We start from the raw sequence: 13,615 nt of genomic DNA on the forward strand, positions 1-13,615 counted from the left end.
CCCGTGCTTGGCGCAATGCAAACCACTGCAGCGAACAACGAGCGTTTATATGGCATTTACAACCGTACAACTGGCCGCACAGATCAATAACAGTCGCGCTGACCTGGAGCAATGGGCGAACTCGACCCCGCAGAACCAGGGCCCCATGGTCCTGGCCTTCACCACCTACTTCAACAACCTCCAGACCAAGATCCCTCAGGATGGAGTTATTGATCTATCGTCGTGGGCGACTCAGGCACGCAGAAAAAAATCTCCGGCTTTTTCTAATGGTAAAACTTGCAGGAGCAATCAAATGTTCAAATCATTAGGATCCATAACCGAACCCGAGGCACATAAATTTGTGCAATTAATTGCCAATGAAGCATTCAGTGAGTTCGCCAAGAACGTAGTGCACTTTCCAAAAAAAGTCATCACCTCAAAATGTTTATTCTACAGACACACTCAAAAAGCCTACACCTTCACGCCCGGGGGAAAGATCGACAAAGAAAAACTCCCTTTCAACAATAGTAAAAAGACCAATCGTTTCAATGGAACTCGACCTTACCTTGTATCAGGATTACGAGAAAAATTTCCCGATTTAGAAATCGACTCTTTTAATGCGCAAGCAGGAACATACCTTACAAACAAGGGAAAGAATGGGATACCGGGGGCAATTACAGCAGAGGTAGCGCACTACCGAGGAAAACAAAATACGCCACCTTCCGAACATAGTAAAAGCCGCTTCGACCCCACACTGTTGATGACTGACGGTGATGTGGTGGTTGAATACGAAACCATTGAACCGATTACCACAATTGAACTTATCGACCCTTCAACGCAAAGGGCAATTTACGAAATAATTTACCAAAAATACCTTGAGCTCGCACTTTTCCTCAATGACAACAACATTCCGACAAAACTAAAATTCAGAGATGCACAACACTTTTTTGACGAAGTGATCATGCACCCCCAAAGCTATCTAATATCACAAGCCATGGGCAATGCTTTCTTGAGCCAGAATATCGCACTTACATATAACTCAGCTCGTTCAGAGAGCATCCCGGTCAAGGAGTACCTGGAAGGCTCATATAATTCAGTCCTACCGCTATTTACATCAGCAGCCATTCGACTAACAGGATCATACTTCAGGCGCGACAAAGAAAAAATTGAAAGAATAACAGAGTAGAACACCAAACAGCCAACTCACAAACACCAAGAAAAATAAGAGTAACGTATTTATTGACGACTTAAACAACAGGAAATGATCATGTCTGCCCATGACTTACCACACGACTCCCAGCTCAGGTTTTTTAGAAAATCAGGACGGGTATATTTTTATGGACAGCCTCGCCAACGTCGAAAATAAATCCGTCCGCTTTTCTGCCTTTTCTGCCCTGTCCCTGCAAAAAGACACCACTGATAAATTGGTCACAGAAGAGAGGTGAGCCATTATGCCAACGCGACTGATCATAGGTGCGGGTGTTTCCGCCGCAGTGTTCCTCAGCACCTCATCCGATGACTATAAAACTATCGTTGTCGGTGAGGATGGGCTATGGGCAAAACTCGTAGAGCATCCCATGGGCCAACCTGCTCATCTCTTACATTTACCTGGTTCGCCTCCCCCGAAGTTTACGGTTGCCAATGGTGAAATGAGCCTGGAAAACTTCCTTTCCTCAGGTGTTTTTCAGCAAGGCGTCACTGAAACCGTCAATGGTAGCCGCTACAGCCACAACCCCTCACGCAAAGTACGGCGAATATCCAAGTCACTGACTCAACCAGGAAACTACGTCGCCTGGTTTGATACCACACATGCGTTAATCGTTGAAAAAATAATTATTGCCACCGGCATTGGCGCCCAACGCAAGCCCCCCTCAGTAAAGGGAACGCCAGCACCCGACATTGAGTACTCACAAGTTATTGAAGGTATCGAGTTTCTGGAACAGGAAGAGCAACAGGTTTCCGGTATTGACCGCGCCATCTACGGCGGTAGTGCCACCGCCGCTTGGGTCGTGGACATTGCCAGCAAAAACTCCCCAAAAATGAACTGGTTTGCCCGCCCCAAAGGTTCAGAGTTTACCGGAGCAGTATTACCCGGATCCAGAAATGCAAAAATCATCGAACTATGCGAATCCCATAATCTAAAGCTATTAAAAGAAGTTACCGAGATCGAATACGTTGGTAAACGGTTGCACATACACGTCCGAGACGAAGAGTTCTGCTATATCGCCGATCAGTTCATTTATTCATTAGGCGGGGACGACAACCCGACTGTTACGGATCATATCTATCAGATAATGGACCCAGACATAAGGGATGACCTTACCCCTGTCCTCGACGAGAGCGGTGCATTGGGCAGGCAGTACAAAAGCGTATTGGCACTGGCTAACAGTGACAAAGGAGTCATGATTGTCGGAGCCGCCACTTACAACTTTACCTCTCTGGCATTTAATTCTTCAGGAGAACTGCGTCCCACTAAAAAAAAACCGGCACCCATGGCTCATCTACCCTGGAATGCCCAAGTGCCCGATGGCATCGCCGTTGTAGTGGCCAGCATTTCCGCCCTGAACCACTATATCCCCATCAAACAGCGCCTGACACTCAACTATCAGAACACGTATCACGAATACGCTATCACCGAAAACAACACCAATATCAACCTGGCAGACGCAAACCAGTTGGCCGTGCTGTTCACCTTAATGTTTGATGAGCTATCGGCCAACCAAATCAACGATCTGGTAATGCGGACCATCGCGGCCCGCAGCATAAAAAACAAAGACAGCGTTGACGTATTTGGCCTCAACAAACGCGACTTCTATAACGTTATCAAATCGAGAATTGTTTTCATGTCGGACAGATCAATCGATGAACGCTGCTCACTGGCCGGACTTAAGCTCGACTGACGCCCTCAACACTGTGCCTGCAAAGGTGGGTTTCGTACATTCGGTCATAAAGAAAGAGACGTGAATCGTTAATCAAATCTTGAGGTCGCTCGATGCCCCGCACCACCGACAGCAACACCAGCCTTTCCCTAACCGCCACCACGCTGTCGGCGCTTTACCCTGAGTCGCTTTCCGGTGAGGAAGCCCTGAATACCCTCGGATCGCAAACCCTCAACGGCCTCAACGACGGCGCCTCCCTCGCCCTGACCAGCGCCGTCGCCACCCACGTCACCACCACCCTGCACAACGACGCCCTGACCCGCCCCTTCGACGCACTGGTCGCGGAAATCCGCCAACTCCCCGCCGACGCCACCGCCGAGCGCTATCAGCTTGTTCTAAGGCCATGGCTCTGGTGGCTGACCCTGGCCAGCAACAACCGGGTGTTCCAGAACCTTGCCACCTCGGACATCGTCACCACAATCTTCAAGGCCCACGGCTTCACCGATTTCCAGTTGAAACTCACCGGCAGTTACACGCCCCGCGAGTACTGCGTGCAGTACGGCGAAACCGATTTTGCCTTCGTTTCGCGGTTGCTGGAGGAAGAAGGGATTTTCTGGTTTTTCACCCACGAGGACGGCAAGCACACGCTGGTGCTCGGGGACAGTAACGATGCCTTCGTGCCGATACCCAATGGACCCAAGGTGAGCTATCTCGGGCAGCGAATGGGCGAGCGCGAATTGCATGGCATTCGTTCCGGGCAAGTCTGTGTGCAGGCGGTATCCGGGGTGTATCGGGCGACGGATTATGAGTTCACCACACCGAGTACTTCACTGTATGGTCAGGCCGAAGCGGTGGCCGGGCCACTGTCCATCTATGAACATCCGGGCGGTTACAACGCCAAGGCTCGCGGCGATGCGCTGACCAAGCAGCGGGTGGACGGTTTGCGCAGTCAGGAAAAACGTTTTGTCGGCGAGAGCGATTGCCGTTGGCTGGTGCCGGGGCACTGGTTCACGCTGGCCGGTCACGATGACCCGACGCTGAATATCGATTGGGTGGTGACGGCGGTCACTCATGAGGCCAGTCATGACAGCTACCGCAACCGCTTCGAAGCCATCCCCAAAGCCACACCTTATCGTCCGGCGCGGCTCACGGCCAAGCCGCGGATGCATACGCAAACGGCGCTGGTGGTCGGCAAATCCGGTGAGGAAATCTGGACCGACCAATACGGCCGGATCAAGTTGCAGTTCCCCTGGGATCGCGACGGCAAGAATGACGAAAGCAGTTCCTGCTGGGTCCGCGTGGTGCTGCCGTGGAGCGGCAAGGGTTTTGGCATGCAGTTCGTACCGCGGATCGGTCAGGAGGTGATCGTGACCTTTATCGACGGCGACCCGGACCGGCCACTGGTCACCGGTTGCGTCTACAACGGTGACAACGCCCTGCCCTATGCGCTGCCAGCGAACCAGACCCAATCCGGGATCAAGACCAACTCATCCAAAGGTGGCGGCGGTTTCAACGAGCTGCGCTTCGAGGACAAGAAGGACGCCGAAGAGGTGTTTCTGCAGGCGCAGAAGGACTTCAAGATCAATGTACTCAACGACACCACTGCCAGCGTCGGCCATGATGAAATCCTTACGGTAAAGAACGCCCGCACCCGCACGGTCAAGGAAGGCGACGAGACCGTGACCCTGGAAAAAGGCAAACGCAGCGTAACGATCCAGACCGGCAGCGACAGCCTCGACGTCAAGGACAGCCGCACGGTGAAGGTCGGCGCCGATCAGAAGCACAGTACCGGCGGCAACTACGAGCACAAGGTCACCGGCGATTACAGCCTGACGGTGGACGGCAACCTGACCATCAAGGTAAGTGGCACTCTCACACTGCAAAGCGGTGGCAGTTTCGCGATCAAGAGTGGCGCCGATCTGGCGGCCCAGGCCAGCACCTCGATCAGCCAGAAGGCCGGCACCTCCCTGAGCAATCAGGCCGGCACGGAGCTGACCAACAAGGCCGGCACCTCGCTGACCAATGATGCCGGGGTCAGCCTGACCAACAAGGGCGGCGCCGAGCAGACCGTGGACGGCGGCGGCATGCTGACCATCAAGGGCGGACTGGTGAAGGTCAACTGAGGAGCGAGCGAGGATGTCATCGGACAAACTGGAACTGGAACGCGGTGACAGCCGGCTCGACGGACGAATGCTCGACGGCCAGCTGGAAGGTCCGCTGCATATCAAGGAAGCCGGAAAGCCCCAGGCGGCCTTGAATTACAGCCAGGGCGAACTGCAAGGCAGGAGCCTGCTGTATCACCCCAACGGCAAGTTGTCGGCACAGCTGCCTTTTGTGCATGACAAGTTAGAAGGTGTCGCGACGTTTTATGCGCCGCAAGGCTGGCTGCAACGCAAGGCCACCTATCGCCGGGGCCTGCTGCATGGCGAAGCCAGCAACTATTTTCCCGATGGGCAAGTGGCTGAAATGGAGTTTTACCGCGACGGTGTACGTGAAGGGGTTTACCAGCGTTTTCATCCCAACGGCAAACCCGCTGTAAACGCCCGCTACCTCAACGGTCAGTTGCTCGAACCGGAGCAAGCCTTTGCCAGCGATGGACGACCGCTGGATGCCGAGGGCAAGCCGATCTCGCGGATGCGCTGGTGGTATCGGCGCTGGGCTGATCCGACACAAGCCTGATGCAGACCTGTAGCAGCTGGCGTAGCCTGCGTTCGGCTGCGCAGCAGTCGTGAAGTCAGACGCCGCGGTCTTTCAGGTCGACCGCGTGTAATGGATTGACGACTGCTACGCAGCCGAACGCAGGCTACGCCAGCTGCTACAAGGGCAGCGGCGCTCTTCGGATCAGGGGATAAGCATCTGCATCTGCCCCGGCATTGCAATCTTGATCACCCCGCCCCAGTTGCACATCAAGCTGCAGTTGGCATCGAGGGCAGGCATTCCCCCCAGCAAAAGGGTCGGTGCTCCGGGGATCCACGGGGCAGCGGTGGCCGGAATGCACGGCATCGGCGTCAGCACCCCAAGCGCGGCGGCCGTGGCCGCGGCGACCATTGGATTGGCCGGGCTCATGCACATGCCGAACGGCATGATGTTCAGCAGCGGAATGTGATCCATGATGTTCGCCGCCGGCATGCCCCCGGTCAGCGTGCGGTTTACCGGCAGCACGTTGAGCACCCCCGGCGCCGCACCGAAACTGCATTGCAGGGTCGCGGTGGCGCACACTTGCGGACAGCCCATGTCGAATCTCCTTCCTGGACGCGATACTCCTCTGAACCATAGTCCGCCGAGCCTGTTCTCGCACATCAGGAACGCTGATTATCCGGCAACACGCTAACCTATAAGACCTTGCCGCGCTTGTGGCGACCCCGGCACGCCATTAGATTAGTCAATGATGTCTGGCCTCCAAAATAAGCAGAAGGGATAAGCATGGCGCTTACTGACCAGTCCACCCGTATCCGCTCTGGCGAAGAACTTGATGCCAGCCTGATCGATCCGTACCTCAAGGCGCACATTCCGGGCCTGAGCGGGTTGCCACAGATCAGCCAGTTCCCCGGTGGCGCTTCAAACCTGACGTACCTGCTCGAATACCCCGAGCAAGAGTTCGTGCTGCGTCGGCCGCCGTTTGGCCACAAGGCCAAATCCGCCCACGACATGGGCCGTGAGTTTCGCATTCTCAACCAGCTCAAGGACGGCTTTCCGTACTGCCCGAAAGCCTACGTGCACTGCACCGATGAATCGGTGATCGGTGCCGAGTTCTATGTGATGGAACGGGTCAAGGGGATCATCCTGCGCTCCGAGCTGCCAGCGGAACTGGGCCTCGACGCCGCTAAAACCGAAGCCTTGTGCAGGAGTTTCATCGACAAATTCGTCGAGCTGCACCGCGTCGATTACCAGGCCTGTGGCCTGGCCGACCTGGGCAAGCCGCAGGGTTATGTCGCGCGGCAGATCCGTGGCTGGAGCGAGCGCTACGAAAAGGCCCTGACACCTGATGCTCCGAGCTGGGAAGCGGTCAAGGCTTGGCTCAACGACAAGATGCCAGCCGATCATCCGACGTCGAGCATCGTCCACAACGACTACCGTTTCGACAACGTGATCCTCGATCCGAACAACCCGATGCAGATCATCGGCGTACTGGATTGGGAACTGACCACCCTCGGCGATCCGCTGATGGACCTGGGCAACACCCTCGCCTACTGGATCGAAGCCGGCGACCCGGCGCCAGTGCAACTGATGCGCCGCCAACCGAGCCATGCCCCCGGCATGCTGACCCGCCGCGAGTTCGTCGATTACTACGCCGAACGCTCGGGGATCAAGATCGACAATTTCGACTTCTACTACACCTACGGGCTGTTCCGCCTGGCCGGTATCGTGCAGCAGATCTACTACCGTTTCTTTCATGGCCAGACCCAGGACAAACGCTTCGCGCAGTTCATTCACATGAACAAGCTGCTGGAGCACATGAGCCTGCAAGTCATCCAGAAATCCAGCCTCTGATCACGCGCCCGGCGCCTGCCCACCTCAAGGAAAAACCATGTCCAAGACCCATCTGTTCGACCTCGACGGTAAAATCGCTTTCGTCTCCGGCGCCAGCCGTGGCATCGGTGAAGCGATCGCCAAACTGCTGGCCCAGCAAGGCGCCCACGTGATCGTATCGAGTCGCAAACTCGACGGCTGCCAACACGTTGCCGACGCGATCATCGCTGACGGCGGTAAAGCCACCGCCGTCGCCTGCCACATCGGCGAGATGGAACAGATCACTCAAGTGTTCGCCGGCATCCGCGAGCAATTCGGTCGCCTGGACATCCTGGTCAACAATGCCGCGACCAACCCACAGTTCTGCAACGTGCTGGACACCGACCTCGGTGCCTTCCAGAAAACCGTCGACGTGAACATTCGCGGCTACTTCTTCATGTCGGTGGAAGCCGGCAAGCTGATGCGCGAAAACGGTGGCGGCAGCATCATCAACGTCGCCTCGATCAACGGCATCTCACCAGGCATCTTCCAGGGCATCTACTCGGTGACCAAGGCGGCGGTGATCAACATGACCAAGGTCTTTGCCAAGGAATGCGCGCAGTTCGGTATCCGCTGCAATGCCCTGCTGCCAGGCCTGACCGACACCAAGTTCGCCTCGGCGCTGGTGAAAAACGACGCGATCCTGAAGACCGCGCTGCAGCAGATTCCGCTCAAGCGTGTGGCGGATCCGAGTGAAATGGCTGGTGCGGTGCTGTATTTGGCGAGTGATGCGTCGAGCTATACGACTGGGGTTTCGTTGAATGTGGACGGTGGTTTCCTGTCCTGATTCTGAGTCTCCTGCGGCATAGGTATCTACATATATGCAATGCAGGACTACTCCCGTAGCAGCTGACGAGCCCGCGAGGCTGCGTTCGGCTGCGAAGCAGTCGTAAAATCAGAACTCGCGGTACATCAGACAGATCCCGCACACCGGGTTTACGACTGCTCCGCAGCCGAACGCAGCCTCGCGGGCTCGGCAGCTGCTACGGGAAAAGGGCCGCCCCCAGAATTTAGTGAATTTTAATTCCATTATTTGCATTTAGAGAATATTTATTCCATAACTAGGCATCCCGAAAACAATAATCCAAAGGACCCTGTTATGCGCGAACTCGGAATCGGACTTATCGGCACGGGCTTCATGGGCCGTGCCCACGCCCTGGCCTTTCGCAATGTCAGCGCGGCGTTCGAACTGCCCTTCAGGCTGCGCCTCGCGGCTCTTGCCGATGCCGATCCTGCTCGCGCACAAGCGTGCGCCACTGCCTGGGGCTTCGAACGGGCCCACAGTGACTGGCAACAGTTGATCGACGACCCCAAGGTCAACCTGATCGCTATCACCACCCCCAACCATCTTCATTACCCGATGGCCATGGCTGCAATCGCCGCCGGCAAACCGGTGTACTGCGAAAAACCACTGGCAGTCAGTCTTGAGCAAGCCAGCGCCATGCACCTGGCGGCCAAAGCGGCCGGCGTGGTTACTCGCGTGGGCTACAACTACCAGCACAACCCGATCATTGGTTTGGCTCGCCAGCTGATTCGAAACGGCGACCTGGGCGAGATCATCAGCTTTCAAGGCGAATTCAGCGAAGACTTCATGGCTGACCCGAACTCGCCGTGGTCCTGGCGCTGTGAAGCCGAACATGCCGGCGGCGCGCTGGCGGACCTGGGCAGCCATTTACTGGCCATGGCGCGCTATCTGGTGGGCGATGTCGAGGCGGTGTGCGCCGATACCCAAACGGTGCACCGCCAGCGTCCGGCTACGGTGGGCAGCCCGGAACAACGCAGCATTGCCGTCGACGATCAAACCCACGCCCTGTTGCGCTTTGCCAACGGCGCTCGTGGCACCTTCAGCAGCAGTTGGCTCAAGCACGGCTACAAGAATCACCTGAGTTTCGAGATCAGCGGCACCAAAGGCACTCTGGTGTTCGATCAGGAACGCTTGAATGAGTTACGCCTGTGCCGCGTTGGCCAGGACAGTTTCCAGCGTTTACTGGCCGGACCGAACCTGCCTGGCTATGCGGCGTTCAGCCCTGCCCCCGGGCATCAGCTGGGTTACAACGAATTGAAGACGCTGGAAGTGCATGCGCTGATCATGGCTCTGGCCGGACAAGGCCAGGACGGCACGGATTTCGAGGAGGCCTGGGAAGTGGAACGCCTGGCGGCGGCGATTCGGCTGGCGGCGCGGGAGCAACGCTGGGTCAATATCAGGGAGGTCTGATCGCGCCAGCGCTGCCTTACGACAACGCTCAGCGCGCCAGGCGTAGTGCCAACGCCTTGGCCTGGCTCGCCACGTCGGTCACTGCCGTGCTTTCCCACCACATTCCACGCAGAGGTGGGCCCATGGCGAACAGGCGTCGGGCAACCTGCCCCTCGGCATCCATCACCGCCCCGTTCGCATCTGCCGCGATCCCCAGCGCCAAAGGCCCCGGCTTTATCAAGCCGCGGGCCAGCAGTTGCTGAGGCAAGGGTCGGGCGACCCGACGCCAGTCGTATTCGATACCGCTGGAGTTGATCAGCGCGTCGCCACTGACCACCGTCACTTCAGACTCCCCGCGCCGACGAATGCGAATACTCACCTGCCCCTCCGCCGAGGGTGCCAGGCCCTTGAACGACGCAGCCTGAATCCGCAGCCGTCCTTCCTGGTGCAAACGCGCCACCAGCTCCGCACTCAAGGGCGGCGACCGGTGATGATGGCTTTCCCACCATGGCCGCACATGCCGCACAAACTGCCGGCGTTGCACGTCCGTTGCCTGGCTCCAGAGCCGCCCGATATGCGCCCGCACGGTATCCAGCGGCGCCTGCCAGTCAACACCCTCCGCCATCGCCGCACGGCAATGGCGCCGCAGTTCATGCATCAACTGACGCGGGCTGCGAATGCCGGGATCTTCGGCCAGAAAATCCACCCACGCCGGCGGTTGCCGACGCACATGCGGCAACAAGCCGTGACGGGAAAACACTTCGATCGGTCCACGATGCCCGGCCTGCTCCAGCGACACCACGGCATCGACCATGGTCAGGCCCGAGCCGATGATCAATACCGTCGATTGCGGATCAAGCCGTGTCATGGCCGCCACATCCCAAGGATCGACGGCTGCAGCGTTCAAGCCACTGGATTCGGTTTGCGGGGTCCGCGCGGCCGGGAACAACCCCGTCGCCAGCACCGCAAAAGCGCCGCGCAAGCGTGTTCCATCACTCAAGGTCAGTAACGTGGCATGTTCATCGGTTTGCAGGTCGACCACTTCCCCGCGCACATGCTCGACGCTTGAGCCATAACGCGCGCCGACGGCCTGGGCTTCGGCCAACCGCTGCTGTACATACAGACCAAAAATGCCCCGAGGCGGGAACAACTCGGCGACCGGCACCGACTGCTGGTCCGACTCCGGCCAGCCGCCGTTGGTTATAAATGCGCTCAGCCATTGGGTCAGGTCATCGGGGTTGTCCGGGTCGACCCCCATCCGCGCGGCGTTGCCATTCAACGTATGGCCCAATTCAACCGCGCTGTAGGCTTCGCCCCGCCCCAACTCGGCGCGGGGCTCAACCACCAGAATCTGACGCTTGCCGGGCAAACGCAGCAACTGCATGGCCAGTAACGCGCCACTCAGGCCACCGCCGACGATCAGGATGTCAGCGTTGCGAAAAATGTCTGTTGCCTGTCCGCTTGGGGTTTCGGTCATGCGATTCTCACGGGACGTTTTTTGTCTGAAATGTATCATCGGACTTGAACTGGTTGAAGTCGATCCCGTAGATGAGCCTACAGACAGGGCGACTGCTGGCTGACGCAGTTCATATCGAGGGTGTTGAGACGATTTTCACAAGACGGCAGGCAGCACTCCCCAAACTGCGCAGACTATGGATACGATAAAGCCGGATATGGCAAAAGGATCATGGCGACATTCAGGCTCCGGATTAATACCAGGGGCCAAACGCGTAAGCCACGCAACCAAACTGAGTTGTCAACTTTTCAACAGATTAAAAACAACAGAACAAGCCCCCATCAAGCTAACAGTACAAACTGTCAGACCACTGTTTTCAGTGGTAACACTTGAGAATCAAAAGTGCTCATCACAAAAAAATGAAGAGCACCCTTGGGAAGGGTTAATGACTGATCTTAAATAGTGTTTCAGCAGACGGAATCGACGGATTACCGTTGTCATCATTTATGACGCGGTAGTAAATCAGGACTTCACCACCTGCAAGCTTCAACAGTTCTGTCCTCGAAAGCATAAAGACGATATTTTTATTCAACACTTCTACAGTAGTGCTACCAACTTTTACGACCTCACTATCCTTTTTAGCGAAAACCTGAACTTCATCCCTGACATGCATAATTTCAGAAAAGGGGATTACTAATGGAAAGCCTTCGTCAGGAACATATTTAAGTTTAATCTCGGCAAATGGAGCTTCCAAAGCGACGTCTGTAGTGTGCGTTGACATACCGTAGTTCCTTTTAGTCAATCCGTGCGGAACAGCCTGTCCGTAACACCAGGCTATCGACGGCTATTTACCTGTCAGTGCACCCATTGCACTGATAGTGCAATTCAATAATGGTGCACGGAGGCTGTCTACTGTCAGAAATAACAGGTATTAGGACATACTCGACGAACGGTAACGCAAGTTCAAAGCACCACATTACGCACAAACCGCGTCGCCACCGTCCCCTCATTGCGATAGGCGTGGGGCCGGTTACTGGCGAAGCTGACAAACTCGCCTGTCGCGAGAATGCGCTCTTCATCCCCCAGCACCAGCGTCAGGCTGCCTTCGAAGACATACAGCTGCTCACTCCAGCCATCGGCATCCGGCTCCGAAACGTATTCTTCGCCCGGCTCCAGCCGCCACTCCCAGAGTTCGACTTCACGACTGGCATTCGCCTTGGCCAACAGCACCGCTTTACTGCCGGGAATCAAACCGGCCCACGCCAGTTCGTTGATGCGGCTTGGGTCGCGCACCTCGGGAGCCTGAATCAGGTCGCTGAAGGCTACGTCCAAGGCTTCGGCCACCCGGTCGAGAGTGGTCAGGCTGACGTTTTTTTCACCTGCCTCAATGGCCACCAGCATTCGGCGACTGACCCCGGATTTTTCCGCCAATGCGGTCTGGCTCAGCTCTGCGGCATGGCGCAGGCGTCGGACGTTCTGGCTGACGTGTTGCAGGACGGAGGCCCGTTGACCGGAATCTTTGTGCACTATATTGCTCACTTAGTAGGTTTGCGCAGTATACTGCCCAACTTCGGGCGCATTGTGCGTCCCCCTCAGGTAGTGCGCAAGGCCATGACGTCGGTGAATTCTTCCAAACCCTCTGCCTTTTTCTCACGCTTCAGCAAGGCTGAATGCGTGCTGGTGCTGATTACAATGGTCTGGGGCGGGACATTCCTGCTGGTGCAGCATGCGATGACGGTCAGTGGGCCGATGTTTTTCGTCGGCCTGCGCTTTGCCGCAGCGGCGAGTATCGTCGCGCTGTTTTCCTGGCGCAGCCTGCGGGACCTGACCTTGTTTGAACTCAAGGCCGGCATGTTCATTGGTGTGGCGATCATGCTCGGCTATGGCCTGCAAACCGTCGGCTTGCAGACCATCCTCAGCAGCCAATCGGCGTTCATCACTGCGCTTTACGTGCCGTTCGTGCCATTGCTGCAATGGCTGGTGCTCGGGCGTCGACCAGGGTTGATGCCGAGTATTGGCATCATGTTGGCGTTCACCGGGTTGATGCTGCTCTCCGGTCCTGCCGGGGCGTCGTTGAATTTCAGCTCGGGGGAAATCGCCACGCTGATCAGCGCCGTCGCTATCGCTGCCGAAATCATTCTGATCAGCACTTATGCTGGCCGAGTCGACGTGCGTCGGGTCACGGTGGTGCAACTGGCAACTACATCAGTACTGGCATTTTTGATGATTGTGCCGACTCAAGAAGCGCTTCCCGATTTCTCGTGGTTGCTGCTGGCCAGCGCGGTGGGCCTGGGCGCCGCCAGTGCGGCGATTCAGGTGGCGATGAACTGGGCGCAGAAAAGCGTTTCACCGACCCGCGCGACGCTGATCTACGCTGGCGAACCGGTCTGGGCTGGAATTGCCGGGCGTATCGCGGGCGAGCGGCTGCCGGGGCTGGCGCTGTTTGGTGCGGCATTGATTGTCGCGGCGGTGATCGTTAGTGAACTGAAGACCAAGGGCAAGACTGCTGCGACTGAAGAAGAGTTGGAGCAGGAAGCACAAGGTTAAGGCGTGAAATCTGCAGCGCTTGAAAAATAGCTATCGCGAGCAGGCTCGCTC

General features: G+C 56.8%; 13 protein-coding genes. 9 read left to right on the forward strand and 4 right to left on the reverse strand.

All coding sequences use genetic code 11. From position 1 onward, the window contains the following. The first annotated feature begins 49 nt into the window (after positions 1-49). The 5 genes from AC1DHT_RS12465 (at position 50) to AC1DHT_RS12485 (ending at position 5,537) form a co-directional block, all read left to right on the forward strand. Complete coding sequence (locus tag AC1DHT_RS12465; RefSeq protein WP_427536567.1) at positions 50-1,165, forward strand: hypothetical protein; 1,116 nt, start codon at positions 50-52, stop codon at positions 1,163-1,165. Positions 1,166-1,256: 91 nt separating this feature from the next. After that, positions 1,257-1,424: a hypothetical protein gene (locus tag AC1DHT_RS12470; protein ID WP_427536565.1), complete on the forward strand. Its 168-nt coding sequence runs from the start codon at positions 1,257-1,259 to the stop codon at positions 1,422-1,424. A gap of 6 nt (positions 1,425-1,430) precedes the next feature. Continuing rightward, positions 1,431-2,879 (forward strand): hypothetical protein, encoded by a 1,449-nt coding sequence (locus AC1DHT_RS12475; protein WP_427536563.1) that lies wholly within the window; start codon positions 1,431-1,433, stop codon positions 2,877-2,879. Between the two features lie 92 nt (positions 2,880-2,971). Continuing rightward, a complete protein-coding gene (locus tag AC1DHT_RS12480) occupies positions 2,972-4,981 on the forward strand; it encodes a type VI secretion system Vgr family protein (protein ID WP_427536561.1) in 2,010 nt (669 codons plus the stop codon). 13 nt (positions 4,982-4,994) lie between these two features. Then, complete coding sequence (locus AC1DHT_RS12485; protein ID WP_427536559.1) at positions 4,995-5,537, forward strand: toxin-antitoxin system YwqK family antitoxin; 543 nt, start codon at positions 4,995-4,997, stop codon at positions 5,535-5,537. A 162-nt stretch (positions 5,538-5,699) separates the two neighbouring features. Here AC1DHT_RS12485 and AC1DHT_RS12490 read toward each other — a convergent pair whose 3' ends face one another. After that, positions 5,700-6,092, reverse strand: a complete 393-nt coding sequence (locus AC1DHT_RS12490; RefSeq protein ID WP_347929641.1) for a DUF4280 domain-containing protein — start codon at positions 6,090-6,092, stop codon at positions 5,700-5,702. Positions 6,093-6,281: 189 nt separating this feature from the next. Between AC1DHT_RS12490 and AC1DHT_RS12495 the strand changes: the two genes are divergently transcribed. The 3 genes from AC1DHT_RS12495 to AC1DHT_RS12505 all read left to right on the forward strand — a co-directional run bounded on the left by AC1DHT_RS12495 (position 6,282) and on the right by AC1DHT_RS12505 (position 9,582). Next, a complete protein-coding gene (locus tag AC1DHT_RS12495; protein WP_427536556.1) occupies positions 6,282-7,349 on the forward strand; it encodes a phosphotransferase family protein in 1,068 nt (355 codons plus the stop codon). Between the two features lie 37 nt (positions 7,350-7,386). Further along, on the forward strand, positions 7,387-8,154 hold the full coding sequence (locus AC1DHT_RS12500; RefSeq protein ID WP_427536554.1) for an SDR family oxidoreductase: 768 nt from the start codon (positions 7,387-7,389) through the stop codon (positions 8,152-8,154). 312 nt (positions 8,155-8,466) lie between these two features. Next, on the forward strand, positions 8,467-9,582 hold the full coding sequence (locus AC1DHT_RS12505) for a Gfo/Idh/MocA family protein (RefSeq protein ID WP_427536552.1): 1,116 nt from the start codon (positions 8,467-8,469) through the stop codon (positions 9,580-9,582). A gap of 28 nt (positions 9,583-9,610) precedes the next feature. Here AC1DHT_RS12505 and AC1DHT_RS12510 read toward each other — a convergent pair whose 3' ends face one another. From AC1DHT_RS12510 to AC1DHT_RS12520, 3 genes are all read right to left on the reverse strand, one after another. Then, positions 9,611-11,038, reverse strand: coding sequence for an FAD/NAD(P)-binding protein (locus AC1DHT_RS12510; protein ID WP_427536550.1), 1,428 nt, complete (start codon positions 11,036-11,038; stop codon positions 9,611-9,613). A 421-nt stretch (positions 11,039-11,459) separates the two neighbouring features. Further along, on the reverse strand, positions 11,460-11,798 hold the full coding sequence (locus tag AC1DHT_RS12515) for a hypothetical protein (RefSeq protein ID WP_427536548.1): 339 nt from the start codon (positions 11,796-11,798) through the stop codon (positions 11,460-11,462). A gap of 182 nt (positions 11,799-11,980) precedes the next feature. Continuing rightward, positions 11,981-12,544, reverse strand: coding sequence for a helix-turn-helix domain-containing protein (locus tag AC1DHT_RS12520; RefSeq protein WP_427536546.1), 564 nt, complete (start codon positions 12,542-12,544; stop codon positions 11,981-11,983). On the opposite strand from AC1DHT_RS12520, the gene AC1DHT_RS12525 reads away from it, so the two are divergent. Further along, positions 12,539-13,564: a DMT family transporter gene (locus AC1DHT_RS12525; protein ID WP_427536544.1), complete on the forward strand. Its 1,026-nt coding sequence runs from the start codon at positions 12,539-12,541 to the stop codon at positions 13,562-13,564. The genes AC1DHT_RS12520 and AC1DHT_RS12525 overlap by 6 nt on opposite strands. The last annotated feature ends 51 nt before the right edge of the window (positions 13,565-13,615 follow it).

The sequence above is a fragment of the Pseudomonas sp. 05N432 genome (genome assembly GCF_056396945.1).